Origin of the sequence: Streptomyces sp. NBC_00096, from assembly GCF_045041305.1 — a bacterium.
GTDB lineage: Bacteria > Actinomycetota > Actinomycetes > Streptomycetales > Streptomycetaceae > Streptomyces.
In genome coordinates, this window is record NZ_CP108221.1 from 4,386,412 (window position 1) to 4,409,526 (window position 23,115).

Sequence of the window (23,115 nt, forward strand, 5' to 3'; positions counted from 1 at the left end):
CCCATGTAAGGGGTAGATAAATGCTGCTGGGACGCAGCAAACAACTGCAGATCGAAGGGAGCCCGCCGTGGACAATGGTGTCTCTGCGGGAAGCACGGCCTCGACTTCGACCCTCGGGCACATCGCCCTGGGTCTCACCCTTCTCGCGTTCGGTATCGGCCACACCGGCATCATCGACGGTGTCACCGTGGCCAACTCCGTGTCGCTCGCGACTTTCCTCGGCGGTCTCGCCCTGTTCGTCCTCGGAGTCATGGAGTTCCGTGGCGGCAACGGCTTCAACGGGACGGCGTTCGCCGGTATCGGCGCCTTCTGGTTCACCTGGGCCAACGGCGCTGACGGAAAGGTTTCGGCACACGCGGCCGGACTGTTCCTCGTCCTGTTCGCCATGCTGGCGCTGACCCTGACCGCCGGGGCCTCGGGCGGGCTGTTCGGCCAGGGCGTGTACGGCCTGTTCACCCTCTCCCTCCTGCTCCTGGCGATAGGCACCTTCGCCGACAGCGGCGGGCTGGCCAAGGCGGCCGGCTGGGTGGCGGCGCTCGCCGGACTGCTGGCCTGGTACGGGGCCACCGCGGCGCTGGCGAGCTGGCCGGTGGCGTTCGGCAAGGGTTCGCGCGGCGCGGTCGCCGCGAGCTGAGGGCACGGGCCCGCACGACCCGCACGGCGTGCACGGCCCGCACGTACGAAAAGGCCCCCGGGGGATCCCCGGGGGCCTTCTTCGTGTGCGGTCCGGCTACTCGACGGTCACGGACTTCGCCAGGTTGCGCGGCTTGTCGATGTCCCGGCCCAGGGCAAGGGCCGTGTGGTACGCCAGCAGCTGGAGCGGGATGCCCATCAGGATCGGGTCCAGCTCATCCTCGTTCTTGGGCACGAGGATGGTGTGGTCGGCCTTCTCCTGCTCGCGGTGGGCGACCGCCAGGATCCGGCCGCTGCGGGCCTTGATCTCCTCGAGCGCCGCGCGGTTCTTCTCCAGCAGGTCGTCGTCCGGGACGATCGCGACCGTCGGCAGCGACGGCTCGATCAGGGCGAGCGGACCGTGCTTGAGCTCGGAGGCCGGGTAGGCCTCGGCGTGGATGTAGGAGATCTCCTTGAGCTTCAGGGAGGCCTCCAGGGCCACCGGGTAGCCCCGGACGCGGCCGATGAACATCATCGACTTGGCCTCGGCGTACTCGGCGGCCAGCTTCTTGATGTCCTCTTCGCCGTCGAGGATCTCCTGGATCTGCGCGGGCAGCTTGCGCAGGCCGTCGATGATCCGCTTGCCGTCGGTGACGGACAGGTCGCGGATGCGGCCCAGGTGCACGGCGAGCAGCGCGAAGGCCACGACCGTGTTGGTGAAGCACTTGGTGGAGACGACGCAGACCTCGGGGCCGGCGTGCACGTACACGCCGCCGTCGGCCGCACGGGCGATCGCGGAGCCCACCACGTTGACCACGCCGAGGACGCGGGCGCCCTTGCGCTTGAGCTCCTGCACGGCCGCCAGCACGTCGTAGGTCTCACCGGACTGGGAGACCGCGATGTAGAGGGTGTCGGGGTCCACGACCGGGTTGCGGTAGCGGAACTCCGAGGCCGGCTCGGCGTCGGCGGGGATCCGGGCCAGGCTCTCGATGAGGCCCGCACCGATCATGCCGGCGTGGTACGAGGTGCCGCAGCCCAGGATCTTGACCCGGCGGATGCCGCGCGCCTCGCGCGGGTCCAGGTTCAGGCCGCCCAGGTGCACGGTGTTGAAGCGGTCGTCGATCCGGCCGCGCAGGACGCGGTCCACCGCGTCGGCCTGCTCGGAGATCTCCTTGTGCATGTACGTGTCGTGACCGCCCATGTCGTACGAGGCGGCCTCCCACTCCACGGTCTCGGGCGTGGCGGTGGTCGTCGTGCCGGAGGTGGTGTACGTCCGGAAGTCGTCGGCCTTCAGGGTAGCCATCTCGCCGTCGTCCAGGGTGACGATCTGGCGGGTGTGGGCCACGAGCGCGGCGACGTCGGAGGCGACGAACATCTCCTTCTCGCCGATGCCGAGGACGACCGGCGAGCCGTTGCGGGCCACGACGATGCGGTCGGCGAAGTCGGCGTGCATGACGGCGATGCCGTAGGTGCCCTCGATGACCTTGAGCGCCTCGCGGACCTTCTCCTCCAGGGTGTCGGCCTGGGCGCGGGCGATGAGGTGGACGATCACCTCGGTGTCGGTCTCCGAGAGGAAGACGACTCCGTCGGCCTCCAGCTTGGCGCGCAGCTCGGAGGCGTTGTCGACGATGCCGTTGTGGACGACCGCGACCTTGTTGTCGGCGTCCAGGTGCGGGTGGGAGTTGATGTCGCTCGGGGCGCCGTGGGTGGCCCAGCGGGTGTGGGCGATGCCGGTGGTGCCGGCGAAGCGCTTGGGTACCCGGGACTCCAGCTCGCGGACGCGGCCCTTGGCCTTGACGACCTTCAGGGTCGCGGCCTTCGGGGTGTTGACGACGATGCCGGCGGAGTCGTAACCGCGGTATTCCAGTCGCTGCAGCCCCTCCAGCAGCAGCGGTGCCACGTCACGCCTGCCGATGTAACCCACGATTCCGCACATAAAGGTCTTTCCCCTCCTGAAGTTCGAACGCTCTCTTGCCGCTGCCCGCCCCCCTGTCCGGGGCGGTGCTCAGCCGTGTCAGCCGTAGACGATGCGGCGCAGCTGCCGGAGCGACAGCTCCGGTGGCGCCACGGCGCGGTGCGGCAGCTCGGCCGCGATCCGCTCGAAGATGTCCGCGTTGACCGCGCCGCCGGACTGGAGCTCACGGTGGCGGCGGCGGACGAACTCTTCGGTGCTCTCGTCGAAGTACGCGAGTACGTCGAGCACCACTCGGGCGGCTTCGCCCCGCTGGAGCGAGGTGCTGCGCACCAAGTGGTCGACGAGGTCCTCGTGCGACGGGCGGCGGTCGGGCATTCGTCGATATTGGCGGTACGGGCCCAAGAACGCAAAAATCCTGCCCGATATCGGGCAGGATCTCGCTGGTCTGGACCATAAGGCAGGTCTATTCCGGTCTTTCGCGCTCAGAATCGACCCAAAATCGCCGCTTTCGCCGTCGTGAACTCCTCGGCCGTGAGGATCCCCGCCTGATGCAGCTCTCCCAGCTCGCGCAGCCGCCGCAGCAGGGCGTCGTGGTCCTCCGCCGGGGCGGGGGCGGGTGCCGCCGCCGGGGCGGAGGCCAGAGCGGGCTTCACCGCGGGACCGGGGACGGCCCCGGCCCCGGCCCCGGGCGCCGCCGGGTGGGGCATGCGTACCGCGACGGCCGCCGCGACCAGCGCCATCAGCGGGTCCTTCTTGAATCCGAACAGTTCCACCGTGTGCGGGTCGTACTTCGGCGCGGCGGGCTGCGCCGAGGTGCCGGCCAGGGAGAAGCGGATCCACCCGTTCTCCAGCCCCCGCGAGGGGGCCCACTCCACCGACCGCACGTCCGCGACCCTGAACTCCCTGGCCCCGCCGGACCGCTTCGCCTCCTCGGTCGTCCAGCTCCACTCCAGGGTCACCCGGTCCCCGTCGAAGGCCACCGTCCCGTCGCCCGCGCCGACCGTGATCGGCACGGCGGGACCCGGCAGGAGGTAGGAGCCGGCGGGCCCGGGATCCACCTGGTCCAGCAGCAGGGCATTGCGCACCTCGTCCACGAAGTACTCCGCGACCCCGCCGCGGTCCGGCTCCACGGTCAGCCGGTAGGGATCGGAGGCCTCCGGCAGCCGCCCGCCCGTCACCTGCAGCAGCGGGTCGGCGCCGTCACGCAGCCGCAGGCGCAGCCGGCCCGCCTTGCGCCCCGGTTCGTAGGAGATCCCGGCCAGCGCGCGCAGCGGCACGACCACCTCGCCCAGCGTCTGGCGCAGCAGGGCCACCCCCTTGTCGCGGCCCGGCACGATGCGCACCGCGTCCCCGTCGAAGGTCCATGTGCCGTCCTTCTGGATGATTTCCGCCATCCTGGGATTCTCGCACCGCCCGTACGGCCCCCTTCCGGGTCCGGTTGGCCTATACCTGTGCGCATGAGAGTCCCGCGACGCACGCTCGCCGCCCTCCTCGTCCTCGCCGCCGCCCCCGCGGCCGTCTCCTGCACTGCCGCCCACGGGGACGACGCCCGGCCCGGCGACGAACCCCCCGCCGCGCTCGCCCCCTACGAGCGGCTCCTGCCGGCGCCCGTCTCCGCGCGCGCCCAGGGCCCGGGGTACGCCTTCGGCCCGGGCACGGTCATCCGCACCGGCCTGACGCAGGACGAGGAGGTCCGCAGGGTCGGCGAACTCCTCGCGGAGCAGCTGCGCGGCCCCAGCGGGCTGCCGCTGCCGGTGGTCGGCGGGGCGGACGGCGACGGCATCCGGCTCCGGCTCGACGAGGGGGCCGAAGGGGCGGGGGAGGAGGGGTACCGGCTGGAGTCCGGGCCCGGCGGGGTCACCCTGACCGCCCGCACGCCCGCCGGCCTCTTCCACGCCGGGCAGACCCTGCGCCAGCTGCTGCCCGTGTCCGGACCGGGGACGGTGCCGGGCGGCACGGTCACCGACGCGCCGCGCTTCGCGTACCGGGGGGCGATGGTGGACGTGGCCCGGCACTTCTTCACGGTGGAGCAGGTCAAGCGGTACGTCGACCAGCTCGCGCAGTACAAGGTCAACACCCTGCACCTGCACCTGACCGACGACCAGGGATGGCGCATCGCGATCGACTCCTGGCCGAAGCTGGCGCGGACCGGCGGCGCCGGCCAGGTCGGCGGCGGGCCCGGCGGGTACTGGACGAAGGAGCAGTACCGGGAGCTGGTGGCCTACGCGGGCGAGCGGTACGTCGACGTGGTCCCGGAGATCGACATGCCGGGGCACGTGAACGCGGCCCAGTCCGCCTACGCGGAGCTGAACTGCGACGGCAAGGCCCGCGAGCCGTACACCGGGATCAAGGTCGGCTTCAGCTCGCTGTGCGTCGGCGAGGAGCGGACGTACGAGTTCATCGACCAGGTGCTGGGGGAGCTCGCGGAACTGACCCCGGGCAAGTACCTGCACATCGGCGGCGACGAGGCGAACTCCACGCCGGCGGCGGACTACGCGGCCTTCATGGACCGGGCGCAGGCGGTGGTGGCGAAGCACGGCAAGACCGTGGTGGCCTGGCACCAGCTCGCGACGGCCCGTCCGGCCAAGGGCGCGGTGCTCCAGTACTGGGGTCACGACCGCACCCCGGCGGCGGAGAAGGCGGCGGTGGCCGCGGCGGCGAAGGCGGGTAACCCGGTGATCCTGTCCCCGGCGGACCGGCTGTACCTGGACATGAAGTACGAGAAGGCGACGAAGCCCGGTTTGGCCTGGACCGGGTACGTGCCGGTGAAGCGGGCCTACTCCTGGGACCCGGGGAGTTACCTGAACGGTGTCCCGGAGTCCGCCGTCCTCGGGGTGGAGGCCCCGCTGTGGACGGAGACGATCGCGGCGCGCGGGGACTGGGAGCTGATGGCGTACCCGCGGGTGCTGGGCCTGGCGGAGCTGGGCTGGTCGCCGGCCGGGGCGCTGGGCTGGGACGGGTACCGCAGGCGCCTGGCGGCCCAGGGGCCGCGGCTGGACGCCCAGGACATCGCCTACTACCGGGCTCCGGACGTCCCCTGGTCGTAGCGGGCGGACGGCGGACGGCCGGACCGCGAAGAGGGCCAGTCAGGGCTTCGCGGTCCCGCCGTCCAGCGAGGGGGCGGGGCGCCGCCGAGGGACCGTATCGCCGCCGCCCCGCCCGCTGTCACCGTCGCGCGAAGGGCGCGACGGGGTTCTTGAGGGTGCCGATCAGCTGGAGTGCGGCGGACGGGTCGGCGAGGTCGACCATCTGCTTGTTGTTGCGCAGCTGCAGGCGGTTGAGGCAGGAAAGCTGGAACTCCTCGGCGAACAGGTCGTACCGCTCGAAGCGCTCGGCGAGCTGCGGCATCGACTCCTGGTACTCGTGGCCGCAGTCGGCGACCGCCCGCCAGAAGGTGTCCTCCTCGCAGATGCCCTCCGCGACCAGGATCGAGCCCAGGAAGCGGAAGAAGCAGTCGAAGACGTCCGTGAAGATCGACAGCAGCCTCATGTCCTCGGGGACGTCGGCCCGGACCCGCTCCACGGCCGGCGGCAGCACCGCGTCCGCGTCCATGATGACGATCTCTTCGGCGATGTCCTTGAAGATCGCCCGCTTCACCACGCCGTTCTCGATGACGAGGATCGTGTTCTCGCCGTGCGGCATGTACGCCAGGTCGTACTGGTAGAAGCAGTGCAGCAGCGGTACCAGGTAGGCGCGCAGGTACGGGCGCAGCCACTCGGCCGGGGTGAGGCCCGACTCCGCGATGAGGGCGCCGACGAAGGATTTGCCCTCGGAGTCCACGTGCAGGAGCGAGGCCATCGTCGCCAGGCGCTCCCCGTCCCGGAGCGAGCCCACCGGGGACTCGCGCCACAGCGCGGCCAGCATCTTGCGGTACGGGGAGTACCGGTCGGTCGCGCGCTCGTACTGGCGGTGGTGGTAGCCGATCGCCGCGCGCTCGCGGATGATCGAGAAGTTGACCGCCTGGAGGACCGAGTCCGACTGGATCAGCTGGTGCAGCCAGTCGTTGATGGCCGGGGTGGCCTCCATGTAGGCGGCGGACAGCCCGCGCATGAAGCCCATGTTGAGCACCGAGATCGCCGTTTTGACGTAGTGCTTCTCAGGGGCGCTGGTGTTGAAGAAGGTGCGGATCGACTGCTGCGCGAGGTACGCGTCCTCGCCCTCGGCCAGCAGCACCAGGCGCCGGTTGGCGATCTCGGCGGCGAAGGTGACCGTGGTCTTGTTCCACCACTGCCAGGGGTGCACCGGGAAGTAGTGGTAGTCCGCCGGGTCCAGGTCCAGGGCCCGCAGGGAGGCCTCGAACCGCTCGATCGCGGCCTCGCCGAGCTCGGCGCGCATGAAGGAGTCGTGGTCCAGGCCGGCGCCCGCCGTGAAGGTGGAGACGTCCTTGCGGGCCGCCACCCACACCAGGTGGACCGGGCTGGCGGTCTCCGGGGCGTACGAGAGGTACTCGTGGACGCCGAAGCCGAGCCGGCCGTTGTTGGCGACGAAGCAGGGGTGGCCCTCGGTCATGCCGGTCTCGATGTCCTGGAAGGAGGACTTGGCGAGGACGGCGGAGGAGACCTGGGGCTTGGTGTACTTGAAGCCCGAGCCGGCCAGGGTGGAGGAGATCTCCTCCAGGTAGACCGGCAGGACCTCCGCGCTGAGCCCGAGGGAGTCCTTCAGCTCGATGTGGAAGTCGATGGCGTCCAGCGCCAGCTCGGCCCCGTCCCGGTGGCGGGTGATGGAGACCTCGTCCACCGCCCAGTGGTCCAGGGCGTGCAGGACCGCGGTGAAGCGGTACTCGACGGTCCGGTCGTCGCTGAGGACGGCGTACGCGTCCTCGCCCAGTGGCACCGGGGTCAGCAGGCGCTCGTGGGAGAACTCCGCCAGGGCCTTCCTGACCAGGGCTCGGTTGGCGCGGGCCCACAGCTCGGGGGAGAGGTGGGACACGGCGTCGGTGAGGCTCATATCGACTCTCCCGTGGTGAGGCCGGTGGCGGCCTCGAACTGCTCGCGGGTGCAGAAGCTCAGCAGGGCTTCCTTCTCCGGCTTGGTGACCGGGCCGTCGGGCACGAAGCCGACCGCCTCGTTCAGGGCGTGGACGGCGGTGTTGCGCACGTCGGGCTCCACCACGACGCGGCGGGTGGCCGGGTCGGCGAAGAGGGCCGCCATGACGGTGGTGATGACGGCGCGGGTGAACCCGTGCAGAGGGGTGTCGCTGGGGGCGACGAGGAAGTGCATGCCGACGTCCCCGGGCTGGGCCTCGTACAGGCCGACCAGCTCCAGCTCGGCCGGGTCGTAGCTCTCCATCAGGAAGGCGGGGCGGCCCTCGTGGAGGCCGATGAAGGCGTCGTGGTGCTCGTGCGCGGCGATGCGCATGTACTCGCGCTCCACGTCCGGCAGCGAGGCCTCCTGCATCATCCAGAACGAGGCCTTGGGGTGCGTGACCCAGCCGTGCAGCAGCTCCGCGTCGGCGAAGGGGTCCAGCGGGCGGACGGCGAAGGTGCCGAGCTCCGCGTCGGTGCGGGTGAAGGGGGAATCGGTGGTGGTGCTCATGCGAGGGTGCCTTCCGGGGCTGCGAACTGCTGGAACGCGATGGACTTCTCGACCTTGTAGTACTCGCGGCCGAGCAGCTCTCCGATGATGTACGCGTTCCGGTACGCGGCCATGCCCAGGTCGGGCGAGGTGATCGAGTGGTTGTGGACCGTGCCGTTCTGGAGGAACACGCCGCGGCCGGTGGTGTCGATGCTGTAGTTGCGCGCCGCGTCGGGGCGGCCGTGGCCGTCGAAGTTCAGGCGGTCGCGGACCGGGTTCAGGAACTCCGGGAGCACGTACTTGTAACCGGTGGCGAGCACCAGACCCTCGGTGGCGAGGGAGAAGTCGCGCTCCTGCTCCTCCTGGCGAAGGCCCAGCGTGTACGCGCCCGTGGTGGTGTCGTACGCGGCGGTGTTCAGCGAGGTGTTGGTCAGCAGGGTGGTGGTGACCGGGCCCGGCGAGGTGACCTTCTTCTGGTACAGCATGTCGAAGATGGCGTTGACGAGCTCGCCGTCGATGCCCTTGAACAGGTTCTTCTGCTGGGTCTCCAGCCGGTAGCGGGTGTCCTCGGGGAGCGCGTGGAAGTAGTCCACGTACTCGGGGGAGGTCATCTCCAGCGTCAGCTTGGTGTACTCCAGCGGGAAGAACCGCGGGGAGCGGGTGACCCAGTTGAGCTGGTAGCCGTGGACGTCGATCTCCGACAGGAGGTCGTAGTAGATCTCGGCCGCGCTCTGGCCCGAGCCGACCAGGGTGATCGACTTCTTCTTCTGCAGTTCCGCCCGGTTCTGCATGTAGGCGGAGTTGTGGGTGAAGTCGCCGCCGAGCCGCTCGCAGGCCTGCGGGACGAAGGGCGGGGTGCCGGTGCCCAGGACCAGGCGGCGGGCCAGGTGGGTCTCGCCGCGGTCGGTGTGGACCTCGTAGAGGCCCGCCTTCTCGTCGTAGGTCACCTCGGTGACGGAGGTGGAGTACCGGACGTTGTCGAGGCGGTCGGCGGCCCAGCGGCAGTACTCGTTGTACTCGGCGCGCAGCGGGTAGAAGTTCTCCCGGATGTAGAACGAGTACAGCCGGTCCTTGTCCTTCAGGTAGTTCAGGAAGGAGAAGGGCGAGGTCGGGTCGGCGAGGGTCACGAGGTCCGACATGAACGGCGTCTGCAGGTGTGCGCCGTCCAGGAACATTCCGGCGTGCCACTCGAAGTGCGGCTTCGACTCGATGAAGAGCCCGTCGAGCTCGTCGATCGGGGCGGTCAGGCAGGCGAGTCCCAGGTTGAAGGGACCGAGGCCGATTCCGATGAAGTCACGAGGCGTGGACAAGGGATTCTCCAAGGAACTGCTCGGCGTGTGCGGCGAGGAGGTCGAGGACGGCCGCGATGTCGGCCGTCGTCGTCTGCGGGTTGAGGAGGGTGAACTTCAGGTACTGGCGGCCGTCCACCTTGGTGCCGGCCACGACGGCCTCACCGGAGGCGAACAGGGCCTTGCGGGCGTGCAGGTTGGCTTCGTCCACGAGCTCGGCGGGCACGTCGGAGGCGTTCCCGGGGACGAAGCGGAAGACCAGGGTGGAGATCTGCGGCCTGACGACGACCTCGTAGCGCGGGTCGGCGTCGATGACGTCCCAGCCGGCCGCGGCCAGGTCGATGACCTCGTCGAAGAGCGAGCCGATGCCGTCGGCGCCCATCACGCGCAGGGTCATCCAGAGCTTGAGCGCGTCGAAGCGGCGGGTGGTCTGGATGGACTTGTCGACCTGGTTGGGGATGCGCTCCTCCGCCATCCGGCGGGGGTTGAGGTAGTCCGCGTGGTACGTGGCGTGCTTCATGGTGTCGCGGTCGCGGACCAGCAGGGCGCTGGAACTGACCGGCTGGAAGAACGACTTGTGGTAGTCGACCGTGACCGAGTCGGCGAACTCGATCCCGTCGAGCAGGTGCCGGCGGGTGGGGGAGACCAGCAGTCCGCAGCCGTACGCGGCGTCCACGTGCATCCAGGCGGAGTGCTCGGCGGTCAGGCGGGCGATCTCGGGGAGCGGGTCGATGGACCCGAAGTCGGTGGTGCCGGCGGTGGCGACGACGGCCATGGGGAAGAGGCCCTCACGGGCGCAGTTCTCCAGTTCCAGGGCGAGGACCGAGGTGTCCATGCGGCGGTTGCGGTCCACGGGGACGGCGATGACGGCCTCGTAGCCCAGTCCGAGCATGGCGGCCGACTTCTTCACGCTGAAGTGGCTGGCCTCGGAGGTGAAGATGCGCAGTTTCGGCAGGACTTCGGACTTCGGCAGCTCGCGGGAGCTGTTCTTCATCACGATGCGGCAGGCCTCGTCGCGGGCCAGGAGCAGCGCGTGGAAGTTCGACTGGCTGCCGCCGGAGGTGAAGATGCCGTCCGCGGCGGGGCCGAGGCCGATGCGCTGTGCGGTCCAGTCGATGAGCCGGCGCTCGATGAGCGTGCCGCCGATCGACTGGTCCCAGGTGTCGAGGGAGGAGTTGACGGCCGAGAGGACCGCCTCGCCGAGTACGGCCGGGATGACCACCGGGCAGTTGAGGTGGCCCAGGTAGCGCGGGTGGTGGAAGTACACGGCGTCGCGGAGGTAGACCTCCTCCAGCTCGTCCAGGGCTGCGGCCGCGTCCTCGAGCGGGGCGTCCAGGTCGATGCCGGCGATGACCGGGGCGAGTTCGTCGACGGATATGCCGGTGTGGGGCCGTTCGGTGGTCGCGAGTTTGGCCGCGACGCGTGCGACTCCCTCGGTGACGGAACGCCGGTAGAGGTCCGCAGTCGTCTCGTTGAGCAGATGCTGACGCATCAACTTTCCTCCGGGCAGGGGGGAGCGGGGGGCGTGGGGTGCGGGGCTTAGGTTAGCCTAACCTTACTTCCATGCCAAATACGGATGGGCCCCGGCGGGAAAGCCGGGGCCCATCTCAAGTGTTTTCAGCCAGGGGGAAGTTGGAGCTAGAGCTCCGCCGCCGGGTCCTCACTGGGCGCGTTGCCCGAGTAGGCCTCCGCGAGGAGCTCCTCCTCGCTCGCGCCGAGCCGCCAGTAGCCGGTGAAGCGCACCGCGCGCCGGTCGACGCCCCGCTCCTGCACGAAGTGCCTGCGCACCGCCCGGATCGTCGAGGACTCGCCCGCGATCCAGGCGTACGGGGCTTGGGCGGCGGGCAGTTCGGCCGCCCGGAGCGCCTCCAGCAGCTGCTCGGTGCGCTCCCGGCCGGAGGCCGGCTCCCGGACGACCCAGGTGATGTCGGCGTCCGCGAGCGTCGCGGGGACCAGCCGGTCGTCCTCGTGCGGGACCTCGAACCAGGCCCTGACCCTGGTCCCGGCCGGGAGCCGGTCCAGGATCGCGGCGGCCGCGGGCAGGGCCGTCTCGTCCGCGTACATCAGGACGGCGTCGGTGGCGGCCGGCGGCTGGAAACGCACGGACTTGTTCTCCGCGACGGCCGGGCCGATGACCATGATCCGGCGGCCGGTGACCGCGCGGCCCGCCCAGAAGGAGGCGGGCGAGGAGTCCCCGTGCAGGACGAAGTCGATGTCGATCTCGTCCACCCCCTCGGGGGTCCGGCGCTGTTCGCGGACGGTGTAGGAGCGCATCACCGGGCGTTCCCCGTCGGGCATCGCGCGCCAGTCCGCGAACCAGGTGTCCTCGCCCGTGGACGGCAGAACCGTGTGCTCCCGGCCGGCCGGCGGCAGGAAGAGCGAGAGGCTCTGGTCGTAGCCGCCCGAGCGGAACTCCCTGAGGGACTCACCGCCGAAGGTGATCCGCAGGAACGATTTTCCGAGACGGCGCGTGCGGACCACTTCGAGCTCGAAGAACCGGAAGTGTGCGACGGCCGGGGCGGCGTCGGATGCGGTGGCGGTCATGCGGAGGGTCCCCCCTGGGATCGGTTCGGCGCCGGGTGGCGGGCGGCGGGTGGCGCGTGACGACAGGCGGCCCCGGCGCCTGGGTGAGGCGCCGGGGCCGTGCTGCCTGAGGTCAGCTGACCTTCTTGGCGCTCTGGATGGACTTGGTGAGGTCCTCGATGATCTGCGCGCACTTCTCGTACGAGTAGATCGGCTCGGTCACGCGGGGGGTGATCTGACCGGCCTTGACGGCGGGCATCTCGGCCCAGGTCGGCTTGGCCTTCAGCTCCTGCGGCTGCAGGGTGCCGGTGCGGTTGTCGAGGAGGACGACGTCGGCCTTGTACTTGCCGGCGTTCTCCCAGCTGAGGCTCTCGAAGAAGCCGCCCTCGTCCGTCTTCTCCGGGGTGACGAACTCGACGCCGAGCGACTGGAAGTACTTCAGGTCGGCGGAGGTGGCCGCGGTGGAGACGTAGAACAGGTCGGCGGAGCCGGAGCCGACGAGCACCTTGATGCCCGGGTTCGCCTTGGTGGCCTCGCGCAGCTTCGCGGAAGCGGCCTCGAAGCGGGCCTTGGCGTCGACGGCCTTCTTGGCGTTCAGGTCGGCGCCCAGGGACTTGGCGAGGTCGGCGGTGCGCGAGAGCGCCTTGTCCATGGTGACGTCGCCGCCCACGCCGATCGCGGCGGCCGGCGCCAGCTTCAGGATCTTGTCCTTGGAGGCCTCCGGCACGTACCAGTACGTGCCGTCCCAGGTGTTGGTGACCAGGAGGTCGGGCTTGAGGGTCGCGTACTTCTCGACGTTGAACTCGTCGTAGACGTTGCCGAGGATCTCGACCTTGGAGATGTCCATCGAGCCGGCCTGGACGTCGGCCTTGCCGTCGGCGGTCTTCGTCGGGCCGAACACGCCCTTGACGTTGACGCCGTAGTCGTACAGCGCGGCGGCGGTGCCGGTGAAGGCGACGATGTTCTTCGGCGTCGACTTCGCGGTCAGCGGCTGCTTGGCGAGGTCGTCCTGGAAGGTCCAGGTACCGGAGGCGGCGCCCGAGGCCTTGTCGCCCGATCCGCCCTTCGCGGAGTCGTTGCCGCCGCAGGCGGTGAGCGCGGCCACGAGACCAAGGGCGCCGCCTGCCGCGATGAGACCGCGGCGGGTGAGGAGGGAGGAGCGGGACTTGGGCATGTCGATGTCGCTTTCATGCGTGCCGGGCGGCCGTCGAGCCGTTCGAGGGGAAGGTTAGCCTAACCTTGGCTGAAAGCGGTAAGGGGGCCCTAAGTAAAGGACCCCCCATTTTTTGAACCGTCGGTACCGCTAGGAGGAAAGCCCCAGCTCACGGGCGATGAGCATGCGCTGGACCTCGCTGGTGCCCTCGCCGATTTCCAGGATCTTCGAGTCCCGCCACATCCTGGCCACCGGGTACTCGTTCATGAACCCGTAGCCGCCGTGGATCTGGGTGGCGTCCCGCGCGTTGTCGACGGCCACCGTCGAGGAGTACAGCTTCGCGATGGCCGCCTCCTTCTTGAACGGCTCCCCGGCCACGAGCCGCGAGGCCGCGTCGCGCCAGCCGATCCGGGCCATGTGGGCGCGCATCTCCATGTCCGCGAGCTTGAACTGGATGGCCTGGTTGTCGCCGATCGCCCGGCCGAAGGCGTGCCGCTCCTTGGCGTACTTCACCGACTCGTCCACGCAGCCCTGCGCGAGACCGGTGGCCAGCGCCGAGATGGCGATCCGGCCCTCGTCCAGGATGCGCAGGAACTGGGCGTAGCCGCGGCCCTCCTGGCCGACCAGGTTGGCCAGCGGGACCCGTACGCCGTCGAAGGAGAGCTCCCGGGTGTCCGAGGAGTTCCAGCCCACCTTGGAGTAGGGGGCGGCCACCGTGAAGCCGGGGGTGCCGGACGGGACGATGATCGAGGAGATCTCCGGACGGCCGTCCGCCTTGCGGCCCGTCACGGCGGTGACGGTGACCAGACCGGTGATGTCCGTACCGGAGTTGGTGATGAAGCACTTCGAGCCGTTGATGACCCACTCGTCGCCCTCGCGGACGGCGGTGGTGCGGGTGCCGCCCGCGTCGGAACCGGCGCCGGGCTCGGTCAGACCGAAGGCGCCCAGGATCTCGCCGGAGCACATCCTCGGCAGCCACTGCCTCTTCTGCTCCTCGGAGCCGAAGAGGTAGAGGGGCATGGCGCCCAGCGAGACGCCCGCCTCCAGGGTGATGGCGACCGAGGAGTCGACCCGGGCCAGCTCCTCCAGGGCGATGCCGAGGGCGAGGTAGTCGCCGCCCATGCCGCCGTACTCCTCCGGGAAGGGCAGGCCGAACAGGCCCATGCGGCCCATCTCGCGGACGATCTCGTACGGGAACTCGTGCCGCTCGTACAGATCGCCGATCTTCGGCGCCACGACATCGTGCGCGAACGCCTCGACGGTGCGGCGGAGTTCCTCGTGCTCGGGGGTGAGCCGGTGGTCGAGGGCCATGGTCTTCGTTACTCCTTGTGGGAGAGGGCGCGGACGGTGCGGGAGGGGCTGGGGCGCCCCAGCTGCTCCGCCATCCACACGCTCGTGGCGGTGAGGGCGGTCAGATCGACCCCGGTTTCGATGCCGAGGCCGTCGAGCATCCAGACGAGGTCCTCGGTCGCGAGATTGCCGGTGGCGCTCTTCGCGTACGGGCATCCGCCGAGGCCGCCCGCGGAGGCGTCGACGGTGGTCACGCCGTGCTGGAGCGCGGCGAGGGTGTTGGACAGGGCCTGGCCGTAGGTGTCGTGGAAGTGCACGCCGATCCGGTCGGTGCCCACGCCCTCCTCGTTGAGCTCGCTCAGGAGGGCCTGGACGTGCCCCGGGGTGGCGACGCCGATGGTGTCGCCGAGGCTCAGCTCGTCACAGCCGAGGTCGAGCAGGGCCTTGGCCACGCCGACCACCTGGTGGACCGGGACGGGCCCCTCCCAGGGGTCGCCGAAGCACATGGAGAGGTAGCCGCGCACGTGCGCCTTCTGCTCCTTGGCGCGGGCCACGACGGGCTCGAACATCGCGAGGGACTCGGCGACCGTGCGGTTGAGGTTGCGGGAGGCGAAGGTCTCGGTGGCCGAACCGAACACCGCGATACGGGTGGCACCGAGCGCGAGCGCGCGGTCGAGGCCGCGCTCGTTGGGGACGAGGACCGGCAGCGCGGCCGCCACGTCGGCGAGGAGCGGGAACAACTCCTCGGCGTCGGCCAGCTGGGGCACCCACTTGGGGTGCACGAAGCTGGTGGCCTCGATGGTGGTGAGCCCGGCGGCGGCCAGCCGGTGCACGAACTCGGCCTTGACGTGGGTGGGGACGGCCGGCTTCTCGTTCTGCAGCCCGTCGCGGGCGCCGACCTCGTGGATGCGGACCCGGGCCGGCAGGCCGGCGGCGGGGACGGTCATGGGCAGCCCGTTCACTTGGCCTCCTCCTCGTTCCCGGGGGTGACCACGGCCAGGACCTGGTCCATGGCGACGGTGGTCCCGGGGGTGACGTCCAGCTCGGTGACGGTTCCGGCGTGCGGGGCGGAGATGACGTGCTCCATCTTCATGGCCTCGACGACTAGCAGGCTCTGACCGGCGGTCACCTCGTCGCCGACGGCCACCTTGACGACGGTGACGGTGCCGGGCATGGGGGCGGCGAGGGTTCCGGCGCCGGTCCTCGTGCCGCCGCGCAGGTTCGCTTCGACCGGGTCGTACGTCTGCACGTGCCAGGCGTCTGCGTCGTGGCCTAGCCAGATCCCGTCGGGGGAGGTGGCGTGGCTGAACCGGTGCGTGATCCCGTCGAGTTCGACCGTGAGGTGCTCGGGGGTGCGGGCGAGGATCCGGCCCCGGGCCGGTGCGCCGGGGCTCCGCCCCGGACCCCGCGCCTCAATCGCCGGCGGGGCTGGATTTTGCCTGGCGCCGCTGTCGGGTGCGGGTGTGGACGGATTTTGGGCGGCGTCGCCGGCGGGTGCGGGTGTGGACGGATCCCGGCCGGCCTCGGCGGCGGCTGTGAGCAGCAGTTCCGTGTCGGAACCCGACGGGCGGGTGCGGACGGTGACCGGGTCCTGGCCCGGGAGGCGGAAGTGGTGGACGGTCCAGGCGGGGGTGCCGCCCAGGCGCCAGCCGTTGGCGGAGTCGAACGGGTCGATCCATCCCGGCTTCGCCGAACCCGTCGAGCCGCCCTCGTCCGGCCCCGCCGGCGTTCGAGGCGAGGGTCCGGGCAGAGCCCGGTTTCGGGAAGGGGCGCAGTGGGGGGAGGAGAGCAGTGCGGCCGCCGCGTACACCTCGTCCGGCACCCCCTCCGGGAGGAGGGAGAGCAGGTCCCGCTCGACCAGGCCCGTGTCCAGCTCGCCCGACACCACGTCGGGGTGCGCCAGCAGCCTCCGCAGGAACCCGGCGTTCGTCTGCACGCCCAGGATCACGGTGTCCGCGAGGGCCCCCCGCAGCACTCGCAGGGCAGCCGCCCGGTCGGGCCCGTAGGCGATGACCTTCGACAGCATCGGGTCGTAGGTGGACCCGGTGTCCACCCCCGCCACCAGCCCGGAGTCGGTGCGGACGGCGCCGCCCGAGGGCTCGGACAGCGCCAGCACCACGCCCCCGGAGGGCAGGAACCCCCGGGCCGGGTCCTCGGCGCAGACGCGGGCCTCGATGGCGTGGCCGGTGAGGGTGACGTCCGACTGGCCGAAGCCGAGCTCCGCGCCCGCCGCGACCCGCAGCTGCTGCTCCACCAGGTCGAGCCCGGTGATCAGCTCCGTCACCGGGTGCTCCACCTGGAGCCGGGTGTTCATCTCCATGAAGTAGTACGAGGACGGGTCCCCGCCCGGGACGATGAACTCCACCGTGCCCGCGCCGACGTACCCGCACGAGCGCGCCGCCTCCACCGCCGCCGCGCCCATCGAGGCCCGCAGCTCCGGCGTCAGCAGCACGCTGGGAGCCTCCTCGATGACCTTCTGGTGGCGCCGCTGGAGCGAGCACTCGCGCTCGCCGAGGTGGACCACGTTCCCGTGCGCGTCCGCCAGCACCTGGATCTCGATGTGCCGGGGCCGGTCCACCCAGCGCTCGACCAGCAGGGTGTCGTCGCCGAAGGAGGAGCGGGCCTCGCGCCGCGCCGCCGCGATCTCCTCGCCCAGCAGCCCGGGGTCCCGTACCAGCCGCATGCCCTTGCCGCCGCCGCCCGCCGAGGGCTTCAGCAGCACCGGCACGCCGATCTCCTCGGCGGCCGCGATCAGTTCGGCGTCGGACAGTCCGCTGCCCGTGGAGCCGGGGACCACGGGCACGCCCGCCGCCTTGACGGTCTCCTTCGCGCGGATCTTGTCGCCCATCAGGGAGATCGCCGCGGCCGGCGGCCCGATGAAGGCGAGGCCGGCGTCCGCGCAGGCGGCGGCGAAGGCCGCGTTCTCCGCGAGGAATCCGTAGCCGGGGTGGACGGCCTGCGCCCCGGTACGCCGTGCGGCGTCGAGCAGGCGTTCCACCGACAGGTAGCTCTCGGCGGCCGCCGCCGGGCCGATCCGGACGGCCGTGTCGGCCTCCCGTACGTGGCGGGCGTCCGCGTCCGCGTCGCTGAAGACGGCGACCGAGCGTACGCCGAGCTCCCGCAGGGTACGGATGACCCGTACCGCGATCTCGCCCCGGTTCGCCACCAGAACAGTGCTGAACATCGAAGAAGTCCTCACGTCACATGCGGAAGATGCCGAAGCCCGAGTCGCTCAGGGGAGCGTTCGCGCAAGCCGTCAGGGCCAGTCCCAGCACCTGCCGGGTCTCCATCGGGTCGATGACCCCGTCGTCCCACAGCCGCGCCGTGGCGTAGTAGGCGTTGCCCTGGGCCTCGTACTGGGCCCGGACCGGGGCCTTGAAGGCCTCCTCGTCCTCGGCCGGCCACTCCTGGCCGGCGCCCTCGATCTGGTCGCGCTTGACCGTGGCGAGGACGGAAGCGGCCTGCTCGCCGCCCATCACGGAGATCTTGGCGTTGGGCCACATCCACAGGAAGCGAGGCGAGTACGCCCGCCCGCACATCGAGTAGTTGCCCGCGCCGTACGAGCCGCCGACCACCACCGTGAGCTTGGGGACCCGGGCGCAGGCCACGGCCGTGACCATCTTGGCGCCGTGCTTGGCGATGCCGCCCGCCTCGTAGTCCCGGCCGACCATGAAGCCGGAGATGTTCTGGAGGAAGAGCAGCGGGATGCCGCGCTGGTCGCACAGCTCGATGAAGTGCGCGCCCTTCTGGGCGGATTCGGAGAACAGGATGCCGTTGTTGGCGATGATGCCGACCGGGTGGCCGTGGATCCGGGCGAAGCCGGTGACCAGGGTCTGCCCGAACTCGGCCTTGAACTCCTGGAAGCGGGACCCGTCCGCGATCCGGGCGATGATCTCGCGGGCGTCGTACGGGGTGCGGGAGTCGACCGGCACCGCGCCGTACAGCCCGTACGGGTCCACCTTGGGCTCCTCGGGAGCCTCGACCGACCAGGGCAGGGCCCCGCGGTCGGGCAGGGTGGCCACGATGTTCCGTACGATCCGCAGCGCGTGGGCGTCGTCCTCCGCGAGGTGGTCGGTGACCCCGGAGATCCGCGAGTGGACCTCGCCGCCGCCCAGCTCCTCCGCCGTGACCACCTCGCCGGTGGCGGCCTTCACCAGCGGCGGGCCGCCGAGGAAGATCGTGCCCTGGCCGCGGACGATGACGGCCTCGTCGCTCATGGCCGGCACGTACGCGCCGCCCGCCGTGCAGGAGCCGAGGACGGCGGCGATCTGCGGGATGCCGGCCCCCGACATGCGGGCCTGGTTGTAGAAGATGCGGCCGAAGTGGTCCCGGTCGGGGAAGACCTCGTCCTGCATGGGGAGGAAGGCGCCGCCCGAGTCGACCAGGTAGAGGCAGGGGAGACGATTCTCCAGGGCCACCTCCTGGGCGCGCAGGTGCTTCTTGACGGTCATCGGGTAGTACGTGCCGCCCTTGACGGTGGCGTCGTTCGCGACGATCACGCACTCGCGGCCGCTGACCCGGCCGATGCCCGCGATGACCCCGGCGGCCGGGGCCGCGCCCCCGTACATGCCCTCGGCGGCCAGGGGGGCCAGCTCCAGGAAGGGGGATCCGGGGTCGAGGAGGGCGTCCACGCGGTCGCGCGGCAGCAGCTTCCCGCGGGCGGTGTGGCGGGCCCGGGCCTTCTCCCCGCCGCCGAGCCGGGCGGCCTCCAGCCGGGCCCGCAGGTCCTCGGTGAGCTCGCGGTGGGCGGCCTCGTTGGCCCGCCAGGCATCGGACGCCGGGTCGGCGGCGCTCGTCAGCACTGGTGCCTGCTGCATCGGTCGAGCTCCCTTGCTCGGTGCGCTCCTGTTAATGAGCGTTAACGCATGTGGGACTTAGGTTAACGACCGCTAACGGCCCTGTCTAGAATGGATTCCCATGAGCACCAGAGCGGCCGCCCCGACCCGGCGCGAGCAGATCCTCAGCGAGGCTGCCCGCCTCTTCGCCGAGCGCGGTTTCCACGGCGTCGGCGTGGACGAGATAGGGGCCGCGGTGGGCATCAGCGGCCCCGGCCTGTACCGGCACTTCGCGGGCAAGGACGCGATGCTCGCCGAGCTGCTCGTCGGCATCAGCGAACGGCTGCTGACCGGCGGCCGCCACCGGGTCGCGGAAGCGGCCGGTGACCCGTCCGGAGTACTGGCCTCCCTGATCGACGGCCACATCGACTTCGCGCTCGACGACCGGGCGCTGATCACCCTCCACGACCGGGAACTGGACCGGCTGCGCGATGCCGACCGCAAGCTCGTACGGCAGCTGCAGCGCCAGTACGTCGAGCTGTGGGTCGACGTCGTACGGGAGCTGCACCCCGAGGTGGGCGAGGCGGAGGTACGCGTCTCCGTGCACGCGGTCTTCGGTCTGCTGAACTCCACCCCGCACCTGGCCGCGCTCGGCCGGGAGGCGACGGAGTCGCTGCTGCGGCGGCTCGCCAACGGGGCCTTCGGGGCGCTGTCGGGATGACGGGGCGCGTCCGCAGATCGGGATGGACGGGACGGCTCCGGGCGCGCGGCGGCAGAATGGGCCGCATGTCGAAGCCGATAGAGACGCCTGTCCCCAGCCGAGCCGAACTCATCGACCACCTGGTCCGGACCCGGATCGCGGGAGACGTCGCGACCCCGCGCGACAACAACCTCTCCCACTACCGCAAGCTCGCCAACGGCGACCGGCACTACTGGCTGGGCCTGGAGCTGGGCGACCGGTGGACGGACGAGCAGGACGTGCTCGCGGTGATGGCGGAACGCTGCGGGGTCGTGGACGACGCCTCGTACCGCTTCGGCCAGGACACCATCGACCCCGAACTGACCGTGGCGGGCCTGGACCGGCTGGCGGCGCGGCTGCGCAAGGCCGCGCTGGACCGGCAGAGCGTGCTGCTGGCCACGGGGCACCCGGGCGGCCTGCTGGACGTGCACCGCGCCACCGCCGACGCGCTGCGCGCGGCCGGCTGCGAGATCGTGGTGATCCCGGCGGGGCTGACGGCCGACGAGGGCTCGGTGTGGCAGTTCGCGGACGTCGCCGTGCTGGAGCGCGGGGCGACGCTGTGGCACACCCACTCCCCGGAGCCGATGGCCGCGATCCTGGACGCGCTGGCGGCGCACGGCCGCCCCCAGCCCGACCTGGTCGTCGCCGACCACGGCTGGGCGGGCTGCGCGGCGCAGCGCGGCCTGGACGCGGTGGGCTACGCCGACTGCAACGACCCCGCGCTCTTCCTGGCCGAGGCCGAAGGCACCCTCCAGGTGGCGATCCCCCTGGACGACCACGTCCGCGACCCGCGCTTCTACGACCCGATGGTGGCGTACCTGCTGGACGCGGCGGGCCTGCTGTAGCAGCTGCGCCCCCGCTCCCGGGGCCCCTCCGCGCGGCGGGGCCGGGTCAGCGGACCCAGGCGCCCGTGAGGGTCTGGACGGCCGAGCCGTCGAGGTCGGCGAGCTTCGCCGCGACGAAGTCGCGGGCCCACTCCGAGGTCTGGACGCGGAACGCCGGGTGCTCCGCGGTCAGCGCCGCGATGACCGGGGCGGCGGCTTCCGCAGAGCTCTGGGCGCCGGCGAAGGACTGCGTCGTCCGCTCGACGTAGGCCTTCAGCGCGGGCGCGTACGGTCCCGCCGCGGCCAGCATGGCCGGGAGGTCGAGCTGCAGGCTGGCGACGAACTCGCTCGCCACCGCCCCCGGTTCGACGACGGTGACGTGGACGCCGACACTCGCGGCGACCGGTGCGAGCGATTCCATGAACCCCTCGACGGCGAACTTGGCCGCGCAGTACGACTCGTTGAAGGGCTGCCCGATCACTCCGCCCACGCTGGTGACCGTGATGACGCGGCCGCCGCCCGCCCGCAGATGGGGAAGGGCGGCGCGGGTGAGCTCGACGACGCCGAAGTAGTTGACCTCCATGGCGGAGCGGACCTGCTCCATGCCCTGCTGCTCGATGGTGCCCACGGAGCCCGCGCCGGCGTTGTTCACCACCGCGTCGAGCCGGCCGTGCTCTGCCACGGTCTCGGCCACGCAGGCGGCGACGGACGCGGGGTCGGTGACGTCGAGGCGCTTCACCTGGACGAGGCCGGAGACGCCCGCCTCCTCGGCGGCCTTGAGCAGGGCGTCGGCCCGGCCGGTGTCGCGCATGGTGGCGACGGTGTGCCAGCCGGCCGCGGCGGCGGCCACGGCGGCGGCGAGGCCGATGCCGGAAGAGGTGCCGGTGATGAGGACGGTCTTGCGGGCCGTGGGTGTCATGGAGGTCTCCTGGGTGCGGTGGACGGCGCAGGCGTCGCGGACGTCACGCGAATAATCTTCGCGTGTACACACACAGATTATCGTTGTGTGTGCGTACACGCAAACAGGTACCCTGGGCGCATGGCGCACAACGACCTCACCCTGGGCGGTCTCACCCCCCGCGACCACGCCTTCTACGGCCTCGTCTGGGCGGGCACCACCCTCACCGCCCGGGTGGACCAGGCCCTGACCCGCCGCCACGACCTGCCGCTGTCCTGGTTCGAGGTCATGCTGTGGCTGCGGTCCCGGCCCGAGCCGGTCGCCCCCTCCGAGCTGGGGGCCAGGACCCTGCTCAGCCGCAGTCAGGTCTCGCGCGTCACCGACTCGCTCCGGGCCCGCGGCCTCGTCGAGCGGATACCGTCCCCGACCGACGCCCGCTCGATCCGGGTGGCCCTCACCGACGCCGGCCACCGCGCCTTCGAGGAGGCCGACGCCACCCGCCGCGAGGCGCTGGCCGAGGTCTTCGACGACCGGCTCGACGACGAGGACATCGCCGCGCTCGAAGCGGTCTGGGCCAAGCTCAAGGCCCGCCCGCAGGGGTAGGGGCACCGGGGGCGGGTTCCGGCGGCGGGGCCTGGGTGGGCGTCGGGTCCAGGTACACCCGGCGGATCGCCGGGAACCGCTCCCGCAGCTGCGCCTCCGCCTCCTCGCACGCCGCCTCCACCTGCCGCGCCGACGCCAGGTCGTGGAAGTCGACCTTGGCCGCGATCAGCACCTCGTCCGGCCCCTGCACCAGCGTGGTGAGCTCCAGTACGCCCTCGATGTGCAGCACGGACAGCAGCTCCTCGCGCACCTCGGCCCGCATCGCGGCCGGCAGCGGCCGCCCGATCAGGTACTGCGCGTTCGAGCGCCCCAGCTCCCACGCCACCCACACCAGCAGCAGCCCGATCAGCAGCGAGGCCACCCCGTCGTACGCCCCGGACCCGGTGAGCTGCGCCCCCAGCAGACCGCCCGCCGCCAGCGCCAGGCCGATCAGCGCGGCCACGTTCTCCAGCAGGACGGCCTTCACCGCCGTGTCCGGGGTGTGTTTCACGTACAGGCCCAGCGGGGCCCGCATCCGCGCGGCCTCGCCCTTGACCTGCCGCCAGGCGACCAGCAGCGAGTAGCCCTCCAGGAGGGCGGCCACGCCGAGGATGACGTAGGAAACCGTCGGGTTCCCCGGGTCCTCCCCCTGGACCAGCGTGTGGATGCCGTCGTAGATCGCGAACACCGCACCGCCGATGAAGGTGGCGATCGACGCCAGCAGCGCCCAGATGTACCGCTCCGGCCCGTATCCGAGCGGGTGCGCCTCGTCCGCGGGCTTGGCACTGCGCTTCAGCGCGGCCAGCAGCATCACCTCGGTCACCGTGTCGGCCACCGAGTGCGCGGCCTCTGCGAGCATCGCGCTCGATCCGCTGATGACCCCGCCGACCGCCTTGGCCGCCGCGATGCCGAGGTTCGTGACCACGGCGACCAGGACCGTCCCGACGCTTTCGTCTTCGCTTCCACCGCTGCTGGACATGGTGTGACGGTACGTCGGACGGC

The 23,115-nt window shown here is 71.3% G+C and carries 20 protein-coding genes; 5 read left to right on the forward strand and 15 right to left on the reverse strand.

Annotated features, from left to right (window positions below):
- Positions 1-67 precede the first annotated feature (67 nt).
- Entirely contained in the window at positions 68-634 is a 567-nt protein-coding gene (locus tag OG904_RS19325) for an acetate uptake transporter (protein ID WP_405492593.1), read from the forward strand.
- Positions 635-730: 96 nt separating this feature from the next.
- On the opposite strand, the gene glmS is transcribed toward OG904_RS19325, so the two are convergent.
- The 3 genes from glmS to OG904_RS19340 all read right to left on the reverse strand — a co-directional run bounded on the left by glmS (position 731) and on the right by OG904_RS19340 (position 3,921).
- Positions 731-2,548, reverse strand: a complete 1,818-nt coding sequence (gene glmS, locus OG904_RS19330) for a glutamine--fructose-6-phosphate transaminase (isomerizing) (RefSeq protein WP_405492595.1) — start codon at positions 2,546-2,548, stop codon at positions 731-733.
- Between the two features lie 78 nt (positions 2,549-2,626).
- Positions 2,627-2,902: a hypothetical protein gene (locus tag OG904_RS19335; protein WP_250741293.1), complete on the reverse strand. Its 276-nt coding sequence runs from the start codon at positions 2,900-2,902 to the stop codon at positions 2,627-2,629.
- A gap of 107 nt (positions 2,903-3,009) precedes the next feature.
- A complete protein-coding gene (locus OG904_RS19340; protein WP_405492598.1) occupies positions 3,010-3,921 on the reverse strand; it encodes a DUF4429 domain-containing protein in 912 nt (303 codons plus the stop codon).
- 63 nt (positions 3,922-3,984) lie between these two features.
- Here OG904_RS19340 and OG904_RS19345 point away from each other — a divergent pair, with 63 nt between their 5' ends.
- Complete coding sequence (locus OG904_RS19345) at positions 3,985-5,574, forward strand: beta-N-acetylhexosaminidase (RefSeq protein ID WP_405492600.1); 1,590 nt, start codon at positions 3,985-3,987, stop codon at positions 5,572-5,574.
- Positions 5,575-5,692: 118 nt separating this feature from the next.
- Here the strand turns inward: OG904_RS19345 and OG904_RS19350 are convergent, their stop codons facing one another.
- The 10 genes from OG904_RS19350 to OG904_RS19395 form a co-directional block, all read right to left on the reverse strand.
- Positions 5,693-7,474: an IucA/IucC family protein gene (locus OG904_RS19350; RefSeq protein ID WP_405492602.1), complete on the reverse strand. Its 1,782-nt coding sequence runs from the start codon at positions 7,472-7,474 to the stop codon at positions 5,693-5,695.
- Positions 7,471-8,061, reverse strand: a complete 591-nt coding sequence (locus OG904_RS19355; protein WP_405492604.1) for a GNAT family N-acetyltransferase — start codon at positions 8,059-8,061, stop codon at positions 7,471-7,473. The genes OG904_RS19350 and OG904_RS19355 overlap by 4 nt, the downstream gene beginning before the upstream one ends.
- Complete coding sequence (locus OG904_RS19360; RefSeq protein WP_405492606.1) at positions 8,058-9,350, reverse strand: lysine N(6)-hydroxylase/L-ornithine N(5)-oxygenase family protein; 1,293 nt, start codon at positions 9,348-9,350, stop codon at positions 8,058-8,060. Before OG904_RS19360 ends, OG904_RS19355 begins: the two co-directional genes overlap by 4 nt.
- Positions 9,334-10,821: a pyridoxal phosphate-dependent decarboxylase family protein gene (locus OG904_RS19365; protein WP_405492608.1), complete on the reverse strand. Its 1,488-nt coding sequence runs from the start codon at positions 10,819-10,821 to the stop codon at positions 9,334-9,336. Before OG904_RS19365 ends, OG904_RS19360 begins: the two co-directional genes overlap by 17 nt.
- Positions 10,822-10,967: 146 nt before the next feature.
- A complete protein-coding gene (locus OG904_RS19370; protein WP_405492610.1) occupies positions 10,968-11,873 on the reverse strand; it encodes a siderophore-interacting protein in 906 nt (301 codons plus the stop codon).
- Between the two features lie 112 nt (positions 11,874-11,985).
- The gene (locus OG904_RS19375; RefSeq protein ID WP_405492612.1) at positions 11,986-13,026 is read right to left on the reverse strand and encodes an ABC transporter substrate-binding protein; all 1,041 of its coding nucleotides are present in this window, start codon (positions 13,024-13,026) and stop codon (positions 11,986-11,988) included.
- 129 nt (positions 13,027-13,155) lie between these two features.
- Positions 13,156-14,316 (reverse strand): acyl-CoA dehydrogenase family protein, encoded by a 1,161-nt coding sequence (locus OG904_RS19380; RefSeq protein ID WP_405492614.1) that lies wholly within the window; start codon positions 14,314-14,316, stop codon positions 13,156-13,158.
- Between the two features lie 8 nt (positions 14,317-14,324).
- Positions 14,325-15,242, reverse strand: a complete 918-nt coding sequence (locus OG904_RS19385; RefSeq protein ID WP_405498118.1) for a hydroxymethylglutaryl-CoA lyase — start codon at positions 15,240-15,242, stop codon at positions 14,325-14,327.
- Between the two features lie 11 nt (positions 15,243-15,253).
- A complete protein-coding gene (locus OG904_RS19390; RefSeq protein ID WP_405492616.1) occupies positions 15,254-17,479 on the reverse strand; it encodes a biotin carboxylase N-terminal domain-containing protein in 2,226 nt (741 codons plus the stop codon).
- 16 nt (positions 17,480-17,495) lie between these two features.
- Positions 17,496-19,112: a carboxyl transferase domain-containing protein gene (locus OG904_RS19395; protein ID WP_405492618.1), complete on the reverse strand. Its 1,617-nt coding sequence runs from the start codon at positions 19,110-19,112 to the stop codon at positions 17,496-17,498.
- 100 nt (positions 19,113-19,212) lie between these two features.
- Between OG904_RS19395 and OG904_RS19400 the strand changes: the two genes are divergently transcribed.
- The gene (locus OG904_RS19400) at positions 19,213-19,791 is read left to right on the forward strand and encodes a TetR/AcrR family transcriptional regulator (protein ID WP_405492620.1); all 579 of its coding nucleotides are present in this window, start codon (positions 19,213-19,215) and stop codon (positions 19,789-19,791) included.
- 56 nt (positions 19,792-19,847) lie between these two features.
- Positions 19,848-20,654 carry a phosphatase gene (locus OG904_RS19405; protein WP_405492622.1) on the forward strand — a complete coding sequence of 269 codons (807 nt, stop codon included), beginning with the start codon at positions 19,848-19,850 and terminating at the stop codon, positions 20,652-20,654.
- Between the two features lie 46 nt (positions 20,655-20,700).
- Here the strand turns inward: OG904_RS19405 and OG904_RS19410 are convergent, their stop codons facing one another.
- Positions 20,701-21,552, reverse strand: a complete 852-nt coding sequence (locus OG904_RS19410) for an SDR family NAD(P)-dependent oxidoreductase (protein WP_405492624.1) — start codon at positions 21,550-21,552, stop codon at positions 20,701-20,703.
- Between the two features lie 120 nt (positions 21,553-21,672).
- Here OG904_RS19410 and OG904_RS19415 point away from each other — a divergent pair, with 120 nt between their 5' ends.
- On the forward strand, positions 21,673-22,134 hold the full coding sequence (locus OG904_RS19415) for a MarR family winged helix-turn-helix transcriptional regulator (RefSeq protein ID WP_405492626.1): 462 nt from the start codon (positions 21,673-21,675) through the stop codon (positions 22,132-22,134).
- On the opposite strand, the gene OG904_RS19420 is transcribed toward OG904_RS19415, so the two are convergent.
- On the reverse strand, positions 22,112-23,092 hold the full coding sequence (locus OG904_RS19420) for a cation diffusion facilitator family transporter (protein WP_405492628.1): 981 nt from the start codon (positions 23,090-23,092) through the stop codon (positions 22,112-22,114). The two genes, OG904_RS19415 and OG904_RS19420, sit on opposite strands and share 23 nt — an antisense overlap.
- Positions 23,093-23,115 lie beyond the last annotated feature (23 nt).